Source organism: Thermogemmata fonticola (genome assembly GCF_013694095.1).
GTDB classification, from domain to species: domain Bacteria; phylum Planctomycetota; class Planctomycetia; order Gemmatales; family Gemmataceae; genus Thermogemmata; species Thermogemmata fonticola.
The window spans coordinates 187,711-208,085 of sequence record NZ_JACEFB010000007.1 but is presented as its reverse complement, the minus strand read 5'-3'; the positions used below and the strand labels follow the sequence as shown (position 1 = coordinate 208,085).

General features: G+C 64.7%; 19 protein-coding genes. 6 read left to right on the top strand and 13 right to left on the bottom strand.

Annotated elements, in window-relative coordinates; all coding sequences use genetic code 11:
* Positions 1–269: 269 nt before the first annotated feature.
* The 4 genes from H0921_RS11365 to H0921_RS11350 all read right to left on the bottom strand — a co-directional run bounded on the left by H0921_RS11365 (position 270) and on the right by H0921_RS11350 (position 2,948).
* A complete protein-coding gene (locus H0921_RS11365; RefSeq protein WP_194538200.1) occupies positions 270–800 on the bottom strand; it encodes a hypothetical protein in 531 nt (176 codons plus the stop codon).
* A gap of 246 nt (positions 801–1,046) precedes the next feature.
* The gene (locus H0921_RS11360) at positions 1,047–1,289 is read right to left on the bottom strand and encodes a hypothetical protein (RefSeq protein WP_194538199.1); all 243 of its coding nucleotides are present in this window, start codon (positions 1,287–1,289) and stop codon (positions 1,047–1,049) included.
* 100 nt (positions 1,290–1,389) lie between these two features.
* Positions 1,390–2,022: a HEAT repeat domain-containing protein gene (locus tag H0921_RS11355; RefSeq protein ID WP_194538198.1), complete on the bottom strand. Its 633-nt coding sequence runs from the start codon at positions 2,020–2,022 to the stop codon at positions 1,390–1,392.
* A gap of 191 nt (positions 2,023–2,213) precedes the next feature.
* Positions 2,214–2,948 (bottom strand): DUF1264 domain-containing protein, encoded by a 735-nt coding sequence (locus tag H0921_RS11350; RefSeq protein WP_194538197.1) that lies wholly within the window; start codon positions 2,946–2,948, stop codon positions 2,214–2,216.
* 254 nt (positions 2,949–3,202) lie between these two features.
* Between H0921_RS11350 and H0921_RS11345 the strand changes: the two genes are divergently transcribed.
* Positions 3,203–3,367 (top strand): hypothetical protein, encoded by a 165-nt coding sequence (locus tag H0921_RS11345; protein WP_194538196.1) that lies wholly within the window; start codon positions 3,203–3,205, stop codon positions 3,365–3,367.
* On the opposite strand, the gene H0921_RS11340 is transcribed toward H0921_RS11345, so the two are convergent.
* The 3 genes from H0921_RS11340 to H0921_RS11330 are packed head-to-tail and all read right to left on the bottom strand — an operon-like array spanning position 3,347 to position 4,124.
* Complete coding sequence (locus H0921_RS11340) at positions 3,347–3,550, bottom strand: Imm17 family immunity protein (RefSeq protein WP_194538195.1); 204 nt, start codon at positions 3,548–3,550, stop codon at positions 3,347–3,349. The two genes, H0921_RS11345 and H0921_RS11340, sit on opposite strands and share 21 nt — an antisense overlap.
* 44 nt (positions 3,551–3,594) lie before the next feature.
* Positions 3,595–3,762: a hypothetical protein gene (locus tag H0921_RS11335; protein ID WP_194538194.1), complete on the bottom strand. Its 168-nt coding sequence runs from the start codon at positions 3,760–3,762 to the stop codon at positions 3,595–3,597.
* A complete protein-coding gene (locus H0921_RS11330) occupies positions 3,759–4,124 on the bottom strand; it encodes a hypothetical protein (RefSeq protein ID WP_194538193.1) in 366 nt (121 codons plus the stop codon). Before H0921_RS11330 ends, H0921_RS11335 begins: the two co-directional genes overlap by 4 nt.
* 1,192 nt (positions 4,125–5,316) lie before the next feature.
* Here H0921_RS11330 and ruvB point away from each other — a divergent pair.
* Entirely contained in the window at positions 5,317–6,444 is a 1,128-nt protein-coding gene (ruvB, locus tag H0921_RS11325; protein ID WP_194538192.1) for a Holliday junction branch migration DNA helicase RuvB, read from the top strand.
* A gap of 26 nt (positions 6,445–6,470) precedes the next feature.
* Here ruvB and H0921_RS11320 read toward each other — a convergent pair whose 3' ends face one another.
* The 5 genes from H0921_RS11320 to H0921_RS11300 form a co-directional block, all read right to left on the bottom strand.
* Entirely contained in the window at positions 6,471–6,752 is a 282-nt protein-coding gene (locus tag H0921_RS11320) for a hypothetical protein (protein ID WP_194538191.1), read from the bottom strand.
* Positions 6,753–7,175: 423 nt separating this feature from the next.
* The gene (locus H0921_RS11315) at positions 7,176–10,172 is read right to left on the bottom strand and encodes an FAD-binding oxidoreductase (RefSeq protein WP_194538190.1); all 2,997 of its coding nucleotides are present in this window, start codon (positions 10,170–10,172) and stop codon (positions 7,176–7,178) included.
* 225 nt (positions 10,173–10,397) lie between these two features.
* A complete protein-coding gene (gene folE / locus H0921_RS11310; protein ID WP_228499433.1) occupies positions 10,398–10,967 on the bottom strand; it encodes a GTP cyclohydrolase I FolE in 570 nt (189 codons plus the stop codon).
* Positions 10,968–11,337: 370 nt separating this feature from the next.
* Positions 11,338–13,158 (bottom strand): hypothetical protein, encoded by a 1,821-nt coding sequence (locus tag H0921_RS11305; protein WP_194538189.1) that lies wholly within the window; start codon positions 13,156–13,158, stop codon positions 11,338–11,340.
* 129 nt (positions 13,159–13,287) lie between these two features.
* Positions 13,288–13,569 carry a hypothetical protein gene (locus H0921_RS11300; RefSeq protein WP_194538188.1) on the bottom strand — a complete coding sequence of 94 codons (282 nt, stop codon included), beginning with the start codon at positions 13,567–13,569 and terminating at the stop codon, positions 13,288–13,290.
* Between the two features lie 105 nt (positions 13,570–13,674).
* Here H0921_RS11300 and H0921_RS11295 point away from each other — a divergent pair, with 105 nt between their 5' ends.
* The 3 genes from H0921_RS11295 to H0921_RS11285 all read left to right on the top strand — a co-directional run bounded on the left by H0921_RS11295 (position 13,675) and on the right by H0921_RS11285 (position 16,684).
* Entirely contained in the window at positions 13,675–14,400 is a 726-nt protein-coding gene (locus H0921_RS11295; protein WP_194538187.1) for an OmpH family outer membrane protein, read from the top strand.
* Positions 14,401–14,612: 212 nt separating this feature from the next.
* The gene (locus H0921_RS11290; RefSeq protein WP_194538186.1) at positions 14,613–15,518 is read left to right on the top strand and encodes a UDP-3-O-acyl-N-acetylglucosamine deacetylase; all 906 of its coding nucleotides are present in this window, start codon (positions 14,613–14,615) and stop codon (positions 15,516–15,518) included.
* A gap of 47 nt (positions 15,519–15,565) precedes the next feature.
* Positions 15,566–16,684: a Gfo/Idh/MocA family protein gene (locus tag H0921_RS11285; RefSeq protein WP_194538185.1), complete on the top strand. Its 1,119-nt coding sequence runs from the start codon at positions 15,566–15,568 to the stop codon at positions 16,682–16,684.
* Between the two features lie 126 nt (positions 16,685–16,810).
* Here H0921_RS11285 and H0921_RS11280 read toward each other — a convergent pair whose 3' ends face one another.
* Positions 16,811–18,013 (bottom strand): hypothetical protein, encoded by a 1,203-nt coding sequence (locus H0921_RS11280; RefSeq protein WP_194538184.1) that lies wholly within the window; start codon positions 18,011–18,013, stop codon positions 16,811–16,813.
* A 562-nt stretch (positions 18,014–18,575) separates the two neighbouring features.
* On the opposite strand from H0921_RS11280, the gene H0921_RS11275 reads away from it, so the two are divergent.
* The gene (locus H0921_RS11275; protein ID WP_194538183.1) at positions 18,576–20,156 is read left to right on the top strand and encodes a phospholipase C/P1 nuclease family protein; all 1,581 of its coding nucleotides are present in this window, start codon (positions 18,576–18,578) and stop codon (positions 20,154–20,156) included.
* Positions 20,157–20,375: the final 219 nt, after the last annotated feature.

The window sequence follows — 20,375 nt, the reverse complement described above, 5'->3', positions numbered from 1 at the left end:
GCCGGTCCCAGGCTGTCCCACCGTCCCAGCCCCCTGAGACGCTGCGTCTCGGGGAACGGAAGCGATGGAAAGCCCAGAGGCGGCCCAGGAGGCCGCTATCCCCTGCCGCCAGGACCGAACAGCGAGACCCCAAGGAGCAGGATGAGCATCCCGCCTCATGGTCGTGGAAAGGTTTTCGGATCGCGGACTTCTGCGCAGAGGATCACCCGGCGTCCCTGGCCGAGCGGTTTATCCGGCATGCCCCTGCTGCCCCGCGGCCACACGGCACCTCACCGCCCAAAGTCTCGCAGGAGTGCCACTATCCCGCACACAAACAGCGGAATCGCCACGAGCGCTAGGACAGGAAGGTGCCAGCCCCACCGCAAAACAGAAGGCGGCACAGAGGGGATTTCCTCGGTCTCGTCCTGGCATCCTCGCACCCGGCGAATGGATGCCGCCACCCGCAGGACCTGCACCAATCCGACGACGATGAAGCCCGTGCCGAAGCCAATCCAGAAAGGCGGCTCGCTGAAGTCCACCATCCACCCCTGGCGGAAACCGACTCCGATGAGTTGGACCGACCATTGGAAATATCCACCGCCTAGAGTCGCTCCCACCATGATGTACATCAGGGACCAAAATCCATAGCGCAGGCGGGCGGAGATGGTCATGAACCGCCATTCCCGGCGGTCTGTGAAACAAACCTGGCCGCACCGATAGCACATCTGGCGCGAGGGACCCAGACGGCTGCACACGCCGAGAATGCGAACATCAATTTCTGCCCGGCAATGCGGACAACGTTGTATCTCGACGTGAACCATAGTTTCGCCTCTGCCTCTTGTTGGCTTTCCTCCGCCTCTCCCTGTTCCGAAACCGCTAGAACGCGGACCTCCGTTCGGAATTGACCATGTGATGCCATTGAGCACAGAGGGGATTCCGCCCCACCGTGGCTCTAGCCCATCGGCTCCAACCCATCGGCTCCAGTCAACACATCGCAGAGAGGAAGCGCTCGTCCCACCGCCGGACCAGAAGCAGCGCCAATTCAGCCTCTGGTGCTTTGTGCGTCCTCAAAGACCCAGCCATAGCCCGACCAATCCGAACACGCAGCCCACTCCGAACTGTAGCCCCGCCATCTGCTGCATATCCCTGCGGAAGTCGTCTCGGAACGCCCAGCGTCCCCCCTCCAGCCATTCATCCCGAGGCACAAACACCCGCAGGTACCACCGCGGCCGAGACGAGAAAAACCACGTCAGCCCGGCGATCGACGAGAAGCCGAGGAATGCAACCAGCATCGCCTCTGCCGTAAGCATCGTTGCATCTCCCTCCGCCGAGCGAGCCGGTTCAAGGCCCCCCTCCACGGCTCGCCGGCCGCCCGCTTTCCGCCGCCCCGCCGCCGCCCTGAGCTTGGCTCTATCGGGCGCTTCCCTGGGCAGAGCTTTGGACAAGCCGCGCCCGGCTCCGGGCCAGGGCTTGTCGCACCTCTTTGTCGGATTCCGAGGCCAGCGCCGCTTCGATGGCAGGCAGGGACCATCCGGCATGCTCCGGGTAGTTGCCCAGGGCAACCGCCACTGAGTAGCGGGTCTCAGGTTCGCTGTCGCTGAGGTAAGGCAGGAGGTGGCGTAGTCCCGCCGCCACCGCACGGCGAACGGCCTGGACCTCGGCCGCTTCTTGCTTCAGCTCCTCCTCCAGGGTCTTGCCCTCCTGAGCGAGAATCTTTCGCCAGGTCTGCTCGCCGAAGTCATCGACGGCGTGGACCTCCAGGTACCCGGCCCCGTCGGCAATGCTGGCCAGCAGGCAGGCGATGCTCGATTTGTCTCGCACATTCGGGGCGGTCAGCAATTCATAGAGGAAGGGGACAGCGGCGGCCGACGCCGAGTAGACGGTACCCTGGTGGTAGATGGTGCCGAATAGCTCGTAAATGGCCTCTTGGCGCACCTTGGCATTGGGGGAGAGCAGGGCGCGCAGCCAGCCCGGCACGTCGCTGGCCTGTCCATAGGCGTGGCGGAGTGAGGTCCAATCGATCTGATCGAGACCTTCCAGCATGAGACACCCTCCTGCTGCGGACCAAGCCCGTTCCGCCGCTCCCCGCTCCGCCCTGGTCCGCTGCGGGATGAGCGAGGAGGGGACTCTCACTTCGCCCGGCCCCACGCCCAGCTAGGTGCTGCCGCCCGCTGCTCGCCGCTGCCGTGGCGGGTGGGGCCGAGCCGGGGTCATCGCCGGCGGGCCGCCCTGGATCACCGTTTCTTTCGGGTCGGCTTGTCTTCCCCCTCATTGGTCCACTGTCGGCCCACCGCATGGAGCGATTTCGGCAGCGACACCTGGGGGACCTCCCAACCGATCTCCTGGGAACGCTGCTCGCGGATTTTGGCGGTCGAGACTCCGAACTGCCGATCCCGGGCCGCGATCACCTTTTCATCGGCTTGGCCATCGCCGGTCAAGGCCCAGATCAGGAGCGGCTCGCCGAGCGGAACCGGGGTGCGGGGATCGGGCCAGGTGTGCCACGTTTTGCCCCAGGTCGTGAGGATGACCTTCATGAACTTCATCTCCTCGTCGGGGTTCATGCCCGGGGCGATGAGGCCGCCGGCCAGGACCTCATAGGTGTGCGGGTGCCAGTACTTTTTCTCTTCGTCCGGCAGCTTGCGGTATTGCTTGTCCGTGATGATGTATTCCACTCCCAGCAGCTTGGCATTTTTCTCGGTGGAGTCGAAGAGAATACACTGGAACATGGCCTCGTCATGGTCTGCGCCGCTGTGGGCCGTGCAGTAGTGCTGGACAATCCATTGCAACTTGGGGTCCTTCTTGGCGATGTGGATGCCGCAGAAGTGGGCATGCGGGCCGTGCATCGGGCCTGCCGCCCCCCCCTTGGCCTCCTTCCGATCTGGATGATCCGCCGCTTGCAGGGAAGGGCCGCCCGCGGCCAACCCCCCACCCACTGCCCCCAACCAGCCCAACATTTCTCGGCGATCCATGGGTCTCCCCCTCAAGTGAGGTGATACGAAACAACAAACAAGCCTGGCCCGGTGGCGCCACCGGGCCGCCGGACGTTGCCGCCCGAATGCGCGGAAATCACGCACCGTCCCCGCTGCTGAACGAACGATCTGGCTCGGCCGCCGGAAACCGCCCCGAGGCGATTCTCGACCGCGGTATTGCCACACGCCCCGGCTGCTGAAACGAAACAACTCCCCCTTACCCCCACCGGGAGCGGCCTTTCCCAGAATAACGGATGAGCTACGGCAATGCGGACAGTCTTCCCCCTGTCTGTTACCGTCCGCCGCTGGCCTCACATTCCGCTGGTCCCCCTCTCTTCTCGGCTCGCCGGCCGCCCGCTTTCCGCCGCCCCGCCGCCGCCCTGAGCTTGGCCGACGAACTACTCCATCTCGAGCAGTAACGCTATCCCCATCCCCATCAGGACCACGCCGCTGACACCACAAAGCCAGCGGGCGGAATCCTCCCCCAAAAAAGCCTCAGCTAGCCGAAACTCCAGAATGCTCTCATACCACTCCCAGTTCAGCAATGCTGACACCAGGAGCCACAGACCCACGAGGACGATGATATACGCCAAGGCCGCCATACCCCGCCCCCCACAAGCCGCCTGGTCCACCGCCGGTGGGAGAGTTAGCCCTCATCCGTCGCTGGACCGGCCAGGAGCCACGCGACCCCAGCGAGGCCCATCCCACTGAACACCAACAGATACAGACCGATGCCCCCGCTCTCGGCATCACTCACAGGTCCGTACCGCTGCCCACCGGTAACGTAGTGCCACCGCTTCGCCATATTGGTCATGTGCGTACCTCCTTTTCTGATAGACTCCCATCCGTACCCCTCCGTTCCACCATAGCAGGAACTGCGCGAATTGTGAATTTCAGGAAGCGGGCATGTCCCCCGCTGCCGTCTTCCGCTTCGCTGGCCTCCGTCGGCTCCGACAGGTTGAGGGCGGCAAACTCCACAGCGCAGTCAGGGTCGCGGAACTCATAGTCCACCGTGTCTGAGCACACCGTGATATCGAACGGCGGGGGGAAGAACGTCTCCCACAGTGCCAACGGCATCAGGAAAACGAGAACGATCCCGATCACCAGCCACCGTTTCAACGGTCCCTTGTACCACTGGAGCAGACTCCCGGCAGCGGCCAACCCGATGGCGATCACCCCACATCCAGGAGCCGGCACAGCCACCACTGGCGACGCAACGGCCGACGGCAAAGCTCGCAGGCCGGCACCTCCACAGTCAACTGCCGGCCCAAACACCAGAGGGAACCTCAGGACAGCAGGGTCCACCAACCGATGGCCCTAGCACGGAGGCGATAGACAGCGCCGGGAGATTCCACCCCGCAGGCCACACAACGATCCGGGAAAACCGGCGCCTGCGACTTGGGAAGTGTAACCTTTATGCTCAACGGCATACTTCTGACCCTCCGTCTCCCTCCTTTGCTGCACTGAGGCTTCGACTTCATCGTACTGGCGAGCATCCACTACGGTTGATAGTACCGTGGGGAGTTTGCCTCAGTCAAGCTGCGAGTTTAGCATCGGACCCAAGTTGAGGGTAACACAGGGGTGGGTTGCCGCGGGCCGGTGGCGCTTCCTACTTTAATGGTCCCGTAGAAAGGCAGACGCCGACCTCTACGTGCCCCGTAGAGAGACAGATGCCGACCTCTACGTGCCCCGTAGAGAGACAGACGCCGACCTCTACGTGCCCCGTAGAGAGAGACAGCGCGGAAGGGAGCTGTCCGAAGCGGATGGCGGCAGGCTTGGTTTCCTCCTCAGGAGATGGGGGGTTAGCCGCTCCGCGGGGCCGCCAGCCCGAACGCTCTCTGAAGCGCCGGCGAAGGCGGAAGGTGAGGAAGCTTCATCATTGAGGGAATCGCATGGGTGCTCGACGCCGGGGTAATGGCCGACGCAAAGTGGGACGGAAGAAGCGCCGGATGCGCTCGCGCATTCGCCATCGTAAGAAGTGAGCGTCCCCTCCGAGAAAATCCGACTCCTCCGAGCGGCAGCGGCTCCCGGAGAACGGGAGCGATCCGTTCGTCCCGCCTCTTCCGACGGTCCTGTCAAGAGCCGGAAAAGTCCACGGCCAACCTGCGCCGCCCAGGCCGTCAGGTCTGTCCCGCGTCGCCCGGTTGATGATGGATGACCACTCCTCTTGGCCAAGCCCGAAAAGTCCACCACCGACCTGCGCTGTCCGTCTGGTTGGGTTTATGATGGTGATGGAGACAAGAGCGGCTGGGCTGAGGGGAGCCGGTCTTGCCCTCCGTGCGGCGGAGCGAGTATGGGAAAGTCCGAGGGAGGCGCACGGCGGGAGCGGATGGAGGAGAAAGCGGAACGGCCCGCAGGGAGAGAGGCGATGGCACGGGAACGAGTGCTGGGAGGAGCGGGGAGTGCCGCCGGGAGTGCCGCCGGCAGCGGTGGGGCCGTCGGCAGCCGGTTCAGCGGCACCGACGAGGAGAGCCGGCGGCGAGATGCCGCTTTGCGTCCCAAGTGGCTGCGGGAAGTCATCGGCCAGCGCAAGGTGGCGGAGCGTCTGGCCGTCGCCGTTGCTGCGGCCAAGAAACTCGGCGAACCCCTCGGCCACATCCTCTTCGACGGACCCCCTGGACTGGGCAAAACCACCTTCGCCACGGTCCTGCCTAATGAGCTAGGCACCTCGATCCAGATGACCAGCGGCCCGGCCCTGAGCAAACCCGCCGACCTGCTCCCCTTCCTCACCAATTTGGAAGAAGGGGCCATCCTCTTCATCGACGAGATTCACCGCCTGCCCCGCGTGGTCGAAGAGTTCCTCTACCCGGCGATGGAAGATTACCGCATCGACATCGTGCTGGGGGAAGGGGTGCACGCCCGCACCATCACCATGCGCCTGAAGCGCTTCACCCTGATCGGGGCGACGACCCGCAGCGGCCTGCTCTCCGGCCCAATGCGCGACCGCTTCAAGATGCATGAGCACCTGGAGTTTTACAGTGTCGAGGAGCTGGCGCAGATCATCCGGGTCAACGCAGCCAAGCTGCAAACGCCGATCACGCCGGAGGCCGCCGAGGAGCTGGCCCGGCGCAGCCGAGGCACGCCGCGCATCGCCAACGCCCGCCTCTACTGGGCCCGCAGCTACGCCGCCGCCCGCCACGAAGGAGTCATCACCGCCGACATCGCCCGCGCCGCCCTGGACATGGCCGAAGTCGATCCGGAAGGACTGGACAAAAACGACCGGCGCTATCTGGAGACGCTCATCGAACTGTTCGGGGGCGGACCGACCGGAGTGGAAGCCCTGGCCGCCACGCTCAATCTCGCCGCCGACACCTTAGCCGACGAAATCGAACCCTACCTGCTGCGGGAGCAGTACATCATCCGCTCGCCCCGCGGTCGGATCGCCACCCCCCGCGCCTGGCGCGCCCTGGGCAAACTCCCCCCCGCCACCCCTTCCTCGCCCCCTTCCTCGCCCCCTCCGTCCGCCTCACCTCCCACCCTCTTCGACCCATCCTGAAGCGGCCCGTCGGAAGCAGCGGCACTTCATTTCGCTACATCATCACTATTATGATTTGAATTAGAATCTGTTTTATACTTATTATCTGAATTTTCAATCTCTTTAGTCTTATCATAATGCATAATTTTTATATTTATTTTCTTTAATTTATATATAATTTTGTGCAAGTCACATGATATATTTTCCAATCTTTCTTTGATCTCTGTTATTTTGATTTCTGCTAAGCCATAAAGTCTGTCTTGAAATTCTTTTCGCATCTCTCGCTGTTCAGATGATATTTGAGACAACGTTTTTCTGACTTCATTCATTTCACTGCTCAATTTACTAGACAAATACTGCAAATTTTCGATGATTTCATTAGATTTGATTATCCAACAAATACTTTCACGAATTAGATTAAGAAAAAAAAGAAATAATTGATATTACAAGTACAATAAACAATATATATAATACATGTATCACAATTAAATCTATAAATCCAAATGTTTGTCCTATGATTATAATATTATGTTTGACATTTGTATGGATTATAAAAGCGACTGCCATCATATTTATTCTCCCCCAAGTCGAGTACTTCCACTTCTTCTATTCCACTTCAGACTGAAGAGGCGGTAATAGTACTGAACTTAGAGACCACATTTTCCCCAGTATCACTCTGTTCAGTGTTTCTTTAGATCATGACGTATAAATGTCAAGTAGCATTGTGTGACACTGGTGGTGATAGTGCAGAGTCACTCACTAAGGAGGGGGGAGAGGGGCAGGGGGAGGGAGAGGCGGGGTTGCAGGGCGGGGAGCAGGCCGTAGGCCAGGGCCAGAAGCTGCACGGGGTGGAAGGAGCGATAGCCGGTCAGGTGCTGGAGCTGGAGGCGGCAGGCGGAGCATTCGCTGGTGGTGAGGGTGGCACGGGCGGCGCTTAGAGCGGCGGCCAAAGGCTGAGCCACTTGCAGGGACAACGGCAGAGCCGCGGCGTGCTGGCCCCACAAGCCGGCCATGCCGGAGCAGCCGGCCTCAAGCGGCTCCACCCGCAGGGCGGGCACTCGTTCCAGCAGCGTCGCGGTGGCTGCGGGTCCGCCCAGCGCCTTGAGATGGCAGGGCGTGTGATGGGCCACATGCCAGGGCAGGGGCTGGAAGTCCTCGCGCAACAGCCCTTGCTGCTGCCAGTGGACCAGGAGGGTGGTCAGCTCCTGGGTGTGCTCGGCGACGAGGCGGGCTTCGGGATCGTCCAGGAGCAGGGGGTAATAGCGGCGGAGAAGCAGGGCGGCGGTGGGTTCGGAGCAAACGATGTGGTAGCCGTCGCGGACGCATTCGGCGAGGAGGCGGACGTTATGGCGGGCCAGTTCGCGGAAGGCTTCCAGGTCGCCGGCGCTCCAGGGTCCCAGCCCGGCGGAGCGTTGTCGCGGCGGGACATAGACGGCGGAGCCGTGGTGGCGCAGGACAGCGACAACCGCTTCGGCCAGCGAGGGGTCATGATAGGCGGCGTACAGATCGACGAAGTAGGCGAAGCGTCCGCGGGCGGCGGCGGGCGGATGTTCGGTCAGACCCTGGCGGCGTGCCCAGCGGAAAAAGGAGGGACGGGCGAAGCGCGGGAGACGGCGGTGGCGCGACAGACCGGTGAGCTTTTCCAGCAGCCAGCGGAACAGGCGGCGGCGCAACAGGAAGTTGCTCAATGGAGCCAGGCGGCTGCCCCAGGCGGCCCAGAAGTCCAAGCGGCTGAGGAACCACTCAAAGCGGCGCGGGCCTTCTACCGCGTGCAACTGCCCCTTCAGTTCCAGCATCAGACGCGGGACATCGACGTGGACGTCGCATTCCAGGCGGCACATTTCGCAGAGGAAGCACCAATCGGCGATCTGGGTGAGGGCGTCGAGGTCCTCCGGACGCGGGGGATGATTGTGCAGGAGGCGGAAGAGTTCGGCTTTGGCGCGGGGGGCGGCCAGCTCCAGCTCGGCGATGCGAAACAGGGGACACATGCGCTGGGGCAACTGGTGAGTGCGGCAATCGCCACAGCGGGAGCAACGGGCGGCTTCGGCGGCAGCGGCAGCATCGAACACCAGAGGCAGAGGGCGGCGGCCATTGGCGGAAAGCGGCGGGGGGTTCGGTGGCGGCAGCGGTTCGTAGAGCGGCCAGGCTTCGCGGCTGGGGTCCGGACCGACGATCTTGCCCGGATTGAGCAGATGGCGGGGGTCGAAGATGCGCTTGAGTTCACGATAGAGGGGGTAAAGGGGTCCGACCTGGCGTTCGACCCAAGGGGTGCGTGCCCAGCCGACGCCATGCTGCGTACTGACCGTGCCGCCGAGGCGCAGGACCAGAGTGTGGACTTCCTCGGCGAGGGTCCAGAGGCGGACGCGGTCCTGGGGCTGCTCCAGATCGAGCAGAGGCCGAAGGTGGACCTGACCGGTGAGCAGATGGATGAGCAGGGCGGCGGTGACTTCGCGGCGCTGGAGCAATTCGAGCAAAGCGGCGATGAAGGCGGGGAGTTCTTCGGCGGGGACGCCCAGGTCTTCGATACCGGGCAAAGGCCGGGGACCCGGACCGAGAGCGTAGAGGCCGCGGACCGCCTCCTGGCGCACGGCCCGCATGCGCGCCTGCTGCTGCGGGTCGCAGGAGGGTTCCGCCAGCAGTACCGCTCCCGCCGCGGAACAGAGGGTGTTGGCCAAACCCCAGCCGCGCTCCAGGGCCTGCTCCGGACTGTCCGCTTCGATGGTGACCAGCAGGGCGGCGGCCACGGACGGCGGAATGGCCAAGGCGCCGGGATGTGCAGGGCGGCGACGCAGCGAAAGCAGACGCTGATCGAGCAGATCGCAGGCTGTGAGGGGAAAGCGGCGGCAGTCGCTCCCGGCACGTACCGCCGCTTCCAGACTGGCAAAGCCGAGCAAGAGCATGGCGCAACCGCCGGGCAGGGGAATGGTGCGCAGGCGGGCGGCGGTAACAAGGCCGAGCGTCCCTTCCGAGCCGACGAGCAAGCGGGCCAGGTCCACCCCCGCAGGCGTCCAGACGTCATCGAGGCGGTAGCCGCAGCGGTCATACGGCGTGGCCGTGGGGCGGCAGGCAATCAGGTGGCGATGGGCGGAGAGCAGTTCGGTGACACCCCGGCGAATGTCCGCGGTGCGGGGTCCCTCCGCCGCAGGGGGGGCGGCAGGGCGTACCCCGGTTTCCCCGCTCTCGCCGCGCTTCAGAGGGCAGGGGCGCGCCGCCGGACTGATCAGGCGCGCTGACTCCCCATTGTCCCAGAGGACCTCCAGCTCTTGCACATAATCGCGGATGTAGCCGTGGCGGTAAAGATTGGAACCGGAGGCATTGGTGGCGATCATCCCGCCGATGGTACAGACGTCGCCGCTGGCCGGGTCGGGAGCCAGGCGCCGGCCCTGCTCCGCCAGTGCCGCTGCCAACGCCGCATAGCGCACCCCGGCTTCCACGGTGACACTGTCGGATGCGATCTGCCGGATCGCCTGGAAGTGCACGCTCAGGTCGACGATGACCCCGGCGCCGACGCTCTCGCCGGCCAGGCCCGTCCCTGCCCCGCGCGCCGTCACCGGCAGTTGGTGCTCCTGGCAGTATTTCAGCAGCACGGCCAGGTCGTCCGCATCCTGCGGGATGGCCACCGCCTGCGGTTCCACCTCGAAAATGCTGGCATCGCGGGCATAGAGCCGCCGGGCCACCGCATCGACGCGGAGCATCCCCCGGAACAGCCCGCGCAAATCCTCGGCTAACGTTGTTGACGCTTGCGCCACAGCGACACGCCACCGGTCCGCTCTGGACCTGTCCCCGCCGCGGAGTCCCCCGGCTCGTGCAAAGCCGGTTTCTGCCAGCTTAGCAACTCCCGCCCCCGCCTCCAACCCTCCCCGCAGGGAGAAACGCAGAAGGAAGCGGGACGGAAAAAGAGCAGGAAAGAGAAAGCACGGCGGAAAGGGCAGGGAAAAGGCGATCGCCACCTTCGGCCCGGCGGAGGGAAGCGCTCAACTGCCGCGGCCAAAGACCAGGGCCATCAATTCCGCACGGGTGGCGGCATGTTCCAGAAAGCCGCCGCGCATGGAACTGGTGATGGTCCGCGCACCCGGCTTGCGCACCCCACGCAGGCTCATGCAGGTGTGGTCCGCCTCCAAGATCACCGCCACCCCCCGCGGTCGCAAATGCTCCATGATCAGGTCCGCGATCTGCTCGGTCATCCGTTCCTGAACCTGCGGCCGCCGGGAGACCACCTCCACCACCCGCGCCAGCTTGGACAAGCCGACGATCCGGCCATTGGGTAAATAGGCCACGTGGGCCAGGCCGATGAACGGCAGCAGGTGATGCTCGCAGAACGACGCGAAAGGAATGTCCTTGACCAGAACCATTTCGTCGTGTTTCTGGACGAAGGTTTTGCGCAGATGGAAGGCGGGATTTTCGTGCAGGCCGCTGAAGACCTCGGCATACATGCGAGCGACCCGTTCCGGCGTGTCACGCAAGCCTTCCCGATCCGGGTCCTCTCCAATCGCAAGCAAAATCTCCCGCACCGCTTTGCAAATGCGCTGGTGGTCCACAGGCAAGGCAGCTTCCTCCCCGATGCAGGTGGGCAGCGATCCACTCCCAACGTCCAGCGGAAAACCGGACTGCCCCAAACTTACGGCGGCGCTTTCGGCGGCAGCCGGACCGTTCCAGTCCCATAGTCCTGATGACGGAAAACCGGACTGCCCCAAACTTACGGCGGCAACCGCACCGTTCCGCTTCCCGGGCAGTCAGCCAGCGGTGTCCGCGCGCTTGCCGAGTTGCCTTCATTGTAGGTAGCCAGTGGCGGCCTTTGCCACGCGCGCCCGACGGTGTTCCTGGACAAGGGGAGGCAGAGGAACTGGCCAGGCTTCCGGCGGGAGTGACTGTGCCGTGTCACAAACTGCCGAAGCCTGACTTCTCCGGCGGGTTTCAGGGGTTGTCCCAGCTCAGGCGGATGCGGGGGACAGGGGCGGGCAGGTGGAGGCGGATGAGGTCCACGGCGGTGCGTCCTTGCGGCTCCGGGGCGCGTTCCAGGCGGACATAGCTGGGGGAAACGCGTAAGCCCGGCAGATAATGCAGGCTGAGCACCACCGCCCCCTGTTCATCCGGCACCACTTCTTCCAGGACGATGCGGTCGCAATCGCCCCAGATTTTCTCCGCTCGGCCCGTGAGGAGGTAGGAGTGCGGACGGGGGATTTCGAGCAAAGCCAGCGGCCCCTGACCGTCCTGCTGCTGCCAGAGGAGGCGGGCGCCGGGATAGCGCTGCCAGCGCCGCAGACTCTCGTCACTGCGGGCCACGATCCAGCCGATGTTGAACCAGCGGAGCCACTGTTCCAGCTCGGCGTCGCTCCACTGGCGGAGGGGCCGGCCCAGCCAACTCCCCGCGCGCAACACACAGTAGCGGTGCTCCAGGCAGGCGTGCAGGCCGCCGATGTACCACCGCTGGGTCGCCAGGGGAAGCAAGGCCGAGGCGGTATCCGCTTCCCGTTCCCGTTCCTCCCAGAGAATGCGGGCCGTCGGCTGGGTGTGCTGACGGAGCTGCCCCAGCAACTCTTCCTCTACGGGCGTCCAACCCAGACGCAGGGAGGGCGAAGCCGGTTCCGGCCACCAGGCGTCAGCAACTTGGGGCGAACCCACGAACGGCAGAGCTAGCAAAGCGGCATAAACCGTCAGAGCAAGGAGGAAAAAGCCCCCGCCGCGGCGGCAGGCGGTCTCGAATAGCCCCACTAGGCCGAAGAGACCCCAAGCTAGACTCAGCACTTCCAGGCTGCGCTGTCCGGCGGCATCGAGCCACGGCCCGGTCGAAAAGCCACGGGCGGCCAGCGCTGTGAGGCTGCCGGCCAATGCGATCATGCTGCCGCTGCGCCAGCGGTCTGCCCACCCTAGCAGCGCGGCCAGAAGGCCCGCCGCTGCCACCACGCTGCCACCGGGCACGCCGCCCCAGGACCAGCCCGCAAACGCCGCCCCGACCCCCTCCCCTTCCCACGCCGGACGCAACCACCAGTACTTCCCCCAGTCTGCCAGCCACCAGGCGTTCGGCACAATCCCGGCGCAGGCGATCCCAGCATAGGCCAGGTGCCAGGCCAATCCCCGCTGCGGGGCCATCGCCAGATAATGCACGAAGACGAACACCCCCAGGGGCACCCACAACAACGGCTGGCAGTACCAGATCACCACAGCGGCGGCGGCGCTGAGAAGCCAGGCCTCCACGTCCAGCGTCTGGCTGAAGCGGACGAGATGGGGTACGAAGACCAGGGCGGCCAAACCCGCTGCCAGTCCGTCGATCAGCCCGCTGGCCAGGAGCAGTTGCACGGGGGCGGACCAGGTCCACACACTGGCGAGCACAGCCGCGGCGACCATCCCCGCCGGAGAACCGCCCGCTCCCCACAGGGCAAGTGCCGCCGCCACGGGAATCACCGCCACCAGAGCCCACACGCCCCACTTGTACACCCCCGCGGCATATTCCCCCCCCGCTAGCCAGTACCACACCTCCGCCAGACGGCAGCCCTCGTCAAACACCGGCGTCTTCGGATAACCCGCCTCAAAGGCCGGATCATAGCAAACATTCTGCCCCGCCTGCCACAACCGTGCCGCCCCCAGCACCGCATGATACTGATGCAACGCATGCCGCCCCGACAGCACCGGACGCTCATCGCACAACCCCGCCCAACCGCCGAAAAGCTGCGCCGCCGCCACACCGTGACCCGCCAGCACCACACCCCCTGCCAGCAGCCACCACCACGGCCTCATCCCGCGTCCCTCTCCTGATCAGTCCCCTCTTCGCAGGGGAGCACACCTTCGCTTTGGAGCGCATCCCTGAGCGCATCACTTTAGCGGTCCCGCCGATGGCCATCAATCCCAGGCGATCGCCGCCTCCGCTCATCCTCCTTCCCCGGCGGCGCTGCTCTTGCCCTGGAGCTGGCCCAACAAATCGGAGCTGGGGCGAAACGAGTCCAGCGCTTGGGGGTCCAGCGGCATCGGCAGCGGCAAGACCCACACGGCCGCCACAGCGGTAAGCCAGGCGGCAGCGGTAGGGCATTCCTCCTGGGCCGCGAGCTGAGCCAGCTTCACGTCGGGGTTGACGGCCTGGAGCACCGGTGGTATCTCCGCCGAACCCACGGCACGGATCACCGAAGCAGAGAGGCCAGGCGGGACGACCACGGGGGACGTCCGCTCAGGTTGGGCCTCGCGGAAAGCGGGCCAATGGGCACAGGCGGCTCGCCTTTCCCGCGCACCGCTCCGTGGCTGGTATCAGGAGGACCCGGCGTGATACGACTCTTCCGACGACTGGCGGCAGGTTTGGCAGCCCTCGCACTGGCCGGACTGAGCGTCCCGGCTCAAGGCCAGCAGCCCGCGACCACACCCCAGGGAACCGCTCCATCCCGGCCCACCATCGCCGTCTTCAACATGGCCGCCGTTATGCGCGACTACGGCAAAGCCAAATACCAGGTGTACCTCCTCAACAAAAAGCGGGAGGAACTGTCCAAGGACATCCTCGTCTGGCGCTCGGAATTGGCCAAACTCCAGCAAGAGTACCAGCAGCAGCAGGTGGCGGAACTGCGCGACAAAATCGGCAAGCAGATGGTCGAACTGAGCCGCAAAATCCAGGACCGCGAAGCCGAGGTCAACCGTATCCTCAACGACGAGGCGAGCGCCATTATCTCGCAACTTTACGATGAAATTAAACTGGTAGTGGACAAAACTGCTGAGATGAACGGCTATCACATTGTTTTCGCCTATCCTGATGCGGTCACCGCTGAGGAGATGAAAAACCCGATGATTAAGGAGCTAAAGCTCAAGCCGTCGGCGGCCCAGCCGTTCTACGTCGCCCGGCAAGTGGACTTGACACCGGTGTTAATCCAGACGCTCAACGCCTGGTATCCCCCCAAGGATGCCCAGGGGAACATCGTGGATGTGAACAAGCTGCCGCCGTTGGGTCAAGGGGTGACGCCGACGGGCGGTTCCGCTCCCGCCAATCCGACGCAGCGCTGAGGTGGGAGCGTGGCCGAGTGGTTTCGGACGCCGGGGAGTCATCCGGGAAGCCGCCCCGGCCTTTTTCCTCTAGCGTGGCGGGATGGCTCCAGGGTAAATTCCCCTGTTCGCCGTGCCGATATTCCCTGAGACCGACAAGCGGTGCGCTCCCGCAGGGATGGTGGGAGCACAGTTCCGAACGTCGGCCTGCCCACGGATAGCAAGGAGGCACCGTGCAGATTCTGGCCACACGCGCGCAGCGCACCTTGGCTCGAAGTGCCGCCCTCACGGGGCGGGGATTGATCAGCGGCCAGCCGGTCCGCCTCAGCTTGCATCCAGCCCCGCCGGATAGCGGCATCGTCTTTCGGCGGCTGGACCTGCCCGGCGCCCCGCTGATTCCCGCTCAGGTTTCCGCTGCGGTGGGGACCCAACGGCGTACCACCCTGAGCAGCTCCAGCCACAGCGTCACCGTGGTCGAACATTTGCTGGCTGCTCTCGCGGGCTTGCGCATCGACAACTGCCGCATCGATCTGGAAGGACCGGAACCGCCGGGCCTGGACGGCTCCGCCGCCGATTATGCCCGCCTGCTTCTGAGCGCTGGCAGCATCCTTCAGCCCCGCCCGCGCCGTATCTGGAGTGTCACGCAGCCCCTCACGCTCCGCCGGGAGGGCGCGACCTTGACTTTCCATCCGCCTCCGCCTGGCTGCTGCGAACTGCGGCTGACTTACCTGCTCGACTACGGCCCGTTTGCTCCCATCGCACCGCAGCGCTTCAGCGTCCGCCTGACACCCGCGGTCTTCCTCCAGGACGTGGCCCCCTGCCGCACCTTCCTCACCGTGCGGGAAGCCCAGCAGTTGCGCGAACAGGGCATCGGGACGCATCTTCAACCGTCGGACATTCTGGTCTTCGGTCCGAGCGGTCCGGTGGACAACCGCCTGCGCTTTGCCGATGAACCGGCCCGGCACAAAATCCTGGACCTGATCGGCGATCTGGCCTTGTTCGGCGAAGACCTGGCCGGGCATATTGTGGCCTGCCGGTCCGGCCATACCCTCAACGTGGAACTGGCCCGGCGTCTGGGACAGGGACGGCAAGCCATCGCCCGGCCGACTGCGACACGCGCCCTCTCCTGGGCCGCTTGACCGGAGGTTCCGCTCCCGCATCCCGCGACCATCATCCTGGGGTTGACATGACCCGTTTACGCACCGCTGTCATCGGCGTCGGACATCTGGGCCAGCACCATGCCCGCATTCTGGCCCACCTGCCGGATGTGGAACTGGTCGGCGTGGTGGATGTCAATCCCGAACAGGCCCGCCTCGTCGCTGAACGTCTCGGCACCCGCCCCTACACCCACTACCAGCCGCTTCTGCGCCAGGTGGATGCGGTGCATGTGGTCACCCCAACCGTGTATCATCACGAGGTGGCCGCCGCCTTTCTCGAAGCCGGGGTTCCTGTGCTGGTGGAAAAGCCGATCTGCCGCACTCTGGCCGAAGCGGACCACCTCATCGCCCTGGCCCAGCGCGCCGGCGTCCCCCTCCAGGTCGGGCACATCGAGCGCTTCAACCCCGCCTTCGAGGAACTCCTCCGCCGGCCCATCCGCCCCAAATTCATCGAAGCCGAACGCCACGGCCCCTTCACCGGCCGCTCTACGGACATCGGCGCGGTCCTGGACCTGATGATCCACGATCTGGACCTGCTGCTGACCCTGGTCGGCGCTCCTGTGGAGCGCGTGGCGGCGGTGGGAGCCTCCGTCTTCGGCGGGCACGAGGACATGGTCAACGCCCGGCTGGAATTCGCCAACGGCTGCATCGCCCACGTAACGGCCAGCCGCATCACCCGCCATCCCAAGCGCCGCCTGCGCATCTGGGCGCCCGAAGGGTACGCCGGCATCGACTTCGTCACGCGCAAGCTGATCCTGGTCCAACCCAGCGAGGAGGTGCGCCGCTACGGCATCCCCTTGGAGCAGCTCGACGCCGCCGCCCGCGCCCGCCTCAAGGAGGAACTCTTCGGCCGCTACCTCCAGGTCCTTCATCTTGACGGCGACCGCAAGGGGGACATGCTCACCGCGGAAATCCAGCACTTTTTGCACTGCGTCCGCACCGGGGAACGGCCCCGCGTCAGCGGTCAGGATGGCCGGGAAGCCCTCGCCCTGGCCGAACGCGTCCTTGATGCTCTGCACCAGCACGCCTGGGAAGGCCACGCCCACGGACCGGTCGGACCTCACCAGCTCCCTGCCCCCGCGGGCTACCTCTTTTCCCCTGCTCAACTCGCCCGTCCCGAAGCCGAACCTAACGCCGAAGCCGCCTGAAACCAGCCGCCTGAAACAACACAGGACGCCGCTGGCTTCGCCGAAGCTGGGGGATTTTCGAGAAGAACTCGCTTCTTCCGAACGGCTCGCTTTTTCCCAAAGGCCCCCCTCAAGGACGAACAGGCCTCAAGGACGAACAGGAGCGGGAATCTCTGGCGGGAGCAGCACCGGCGGCGGACAGGCACCATTCGGGCAGGAAGTCGGCATCGTCGGGACGACGGCAGGACGCGCGCCGTAGGGTGAAAGGGGCGAAGCCGCTCCCTGCGGTGGGACCGCTCCCTGGGCTGGGACCGTTGCAGACGGCGGAAGTGTTCCCCGCGGCGGGACCGTTTCGAGCGGTTCGTGGTCCGGGGCGGCAGCGCGGATGGCCCGCACGGGCGGTTCGAGCAGAGGCAGAGCCGGCAGGGCGCTGCTGCGGACTTCGCTGCGTCCGGTCACGGGATTGGAAGGCGGAGTGCGGCCTGTCGCCGTGGATGCCGTGGCGGTGAGGTGGCCGCCGCGGTCGGAGAATACATTCCCCAGTTCCCGCGCCGCGGTCCGCGACGGCGGAGTCCGCAGCGACTCCAGCCAGGCCCGCTCCAGGGCATCGACCGAGTCCCAGCCGTAAATCCGCCGCACTGCTTCGTTCCAGCTTTCGACCGTACCGTGATAGCGGGGATCGTTCCCCTGCATGCCGAGGGCCAGGAATTGGAGGAACTTGGCCCGCCCGATCTGGCCGCCCCCGCCGCGCTCCACCAAAAACGCCGTCACCGAGTACCCCTGAGCATAGACCACGATCATGTCCCGCGGATAATCCGTCATGCGGAAGAGGGTGCGCAGGACGTATGCCCGGCCGGCGTTGAGGATTTCCCGGCAGCGGATGTCATGCTGGAAGCGTTCCTCTTCGTTTTCCGACAGGACGCTGCCGCCTTCATCAGCCCAGCGCGGCACAGGACGCCCGAAATAATGGGCGAAGACGGTGTGGGTGATCTCGTGGGGCAGGACGCTGTGGAGCAATTGCCGGACTTCGCCGCGGATTTCCATCTGTTGGGAAGCGACGCCGCCACGGGGATGGAAGGAGAAGGTGGTGGCGCCCCCTGCCGATCCCAGCTCAACGCGCACGCGGAGCAGGCAGCGTTCCGGCCAGGGAGGCATTTCCCGCCCCAGCCATTCCAGGGCCTTCTGCCGCCGGTAAAACTCGGCCATTTCCCCAAACTTGCGGGCCAATTCCGGCGTGGGAGCTTCGACACGAAAGTTCGGCGTCTCAAAGACGGCAGCGTGCGCCCTGGCATCGCCCAGCAGCACGACCCCGGTTGCAACCGCCCCGACCACCAGCCACCGCAGCGTCATTCCCTTGACCTCCGTGGTAACGACGCCGGAACCCTCGACTTCCTGTCGATCGGCTTGTCAACTCCGTGCGTCAGAAGTTTATCTGGCAACTGGCGTGCCGGGCATAGCGCGCGGAAGGCTCCCCCCAAAAACCTGCCGCTTTTCCTGCGGCTCAGATGCAACTTCCCGATCGCACCAGACGTAGCGAAGAGATCAGCGGACGCTAGCGTCGCTGTAATAACTACAACCGGCGCCCCACCCCTCCCGCCGCCTGGTAAAAATTACAATCCGCCCGCCTCTCTCGTTCTCAGCCCCAGGCATAGACCCAGCCGCAGGGACAAACTCAGCCCCAGGGACAGAACTGACCTCCCTCCTCCGCCTCTGCACATCCCCACCCTACTTCAGGAGTCTCCTTCACCTTTCATTCCGGCCCCGGACAGGAACCTTTCCCCCAGCGAAGCGTCTTTGTCTACAAAGCCGCAAAATCTAGCCCCGTTAGCTTCGCCGAGCTAGTTCGTCGGAACCGGTAGCCAGGTGCGAGATCAAGCGTTCGCAGTGCTGACCCACTTCCGGAGGAAGCTGCATGCTTGCCTGCCGTTTTCTGGCTTGCGCCGTTGTCCTGGTCGGGACAATCTCCTGGGTCTGGGGTTGGACGCGAGCACATGACCAAGCGTCCCGCATGCCGGCCCTCGCTGGTTTGGTTCCGGAACCCTTTCGCTCCCATCCCGACCACTGCGCTTTCGGGGTTTATCCGGACCGGATGAACGACTGGGACATTGCCCAAGGGGAGAATGGCCGCTGGGCCGTGCTGCTGCTGGTCCGCGAAGCGGTCGAGGCGTTGCGGCAGGGCGATGGTCCACGGGCCTGTTTTCTGGCTTCGGTGGCCAGCCATTATCCTCAGGATGCGTTGTGCATGAGCCACAGTCCGCTCCTGATGATGAGCAACGCCAGGGCGTCAGACGATCTGCTTCCTGCTTCCGTCCGTCCGCTGCTGGACAAATTGCCGGTGGAGCGTGCCAGCCGGGAAGTGCGGCGTTATGCCCGAGGTCGGAAAGCCGAGTTGATGAAGGACCGGGGCTTTTTCACCGCGCAGAAGCCTCCCGAATTGTTACCGGACCTCTACACCGGGGTCCAAGGTTACGTCCACGACTGGCTGGAAGATACCGCCGCTGCCTTGTCCTTGCCCCCGGACCAGCGAGGGACCATTGTCGGCGGTCAGAGTTTGGGGCAACAGCCCGCTTGGACTTGGTCCGAGATTCTGCGTCGGCGCAGCAAGGCTTTGCAAGGCACGCCTCTGGAACGGCTGACGGAATACGAGCGGTGCAACGGCATCGAAGGCTGGAGCTTCTACCATCGTTGGCTGGCCGCCGAATACCAAGGCCAGTGGCTCTTGCCCTTTGCCCTCTGGCACCACTGGCCGGATAAGCCCGCGTTTCGCGATTCCGAGGCCTTGCAAGCGGTCTTCGCTGAGGAGTTCCGCATCGGGGTGGAAGCGACCGCCACGCTCTATCGCTATGTCGCTACCGCCGCTCAAACTCAAGTCGTCGCGGACTGGGGACCGTTCAAGGATCACGATGCCCGCTTCGATGCCCTGGTCAAGGAGGACGTGACCATCCAAGTCGCGGAAGACCGCCCCGATTGGCGCCGAGCCGCTGCTTTCCTCCATCAAGAGTTCCTTTTCGCTCGCCAACGCCAGAAAAGCCAGGCCAACATTGCCCTGCAAACCGACGCCGCCGACGCCCGTCCCGCCCCCGCCGGACATTGGATCGTGCTGGAAAAAGGAACCGCTTACCGGCTCGACGTCCGCCCCCGTGCTCCTGGCCAGCCCTGGCTCGCTATTCGTCTGCAAGTGCCCGACAAAGACCTGGCGGCAATGAGCCACCTCGTGGATTTGCTCCTGGACGAAGCCCAGGCGCCCCTGTGGAGTACCAGCCCGCCGCAAACCGTTCTGAAAGCTCTGACTGTGTACTGGGCCGGCAGCCATCTCATGAGAGACTTGCGCACCCAAAAGCGCTCCCCGGAGCAGTTGTTAGACTTCGTCCGCCAGGTTCCTCACCGCAATACCGAGGATGACAAGGCCCGTTTCGCTGACGCCGTGCGCTCCACGCAGCGAACGCCGGGACTTCACCCCTGGCTGCGGTGGTGGCAAACCTACACCCCCTGAATCCGCACTTGTCCTTTCTCCGCCGAGGCCAGCGTCCACGTTGCCAAAACCGCCTCCCCGCCCCGATCGGCTTCGCCAGGGAAAAACACCACGCCCCGCCCCAGCGGCGGCAGGATTAAATGGCGGCAGGATTAAATGTTGCCCAGATGGTCCAGGAAAACGGGGGCAGCAAGCGAGCCAGGGTGGAAGGCGGGCGGTGGAGCCGGAGGACAGCGGTTC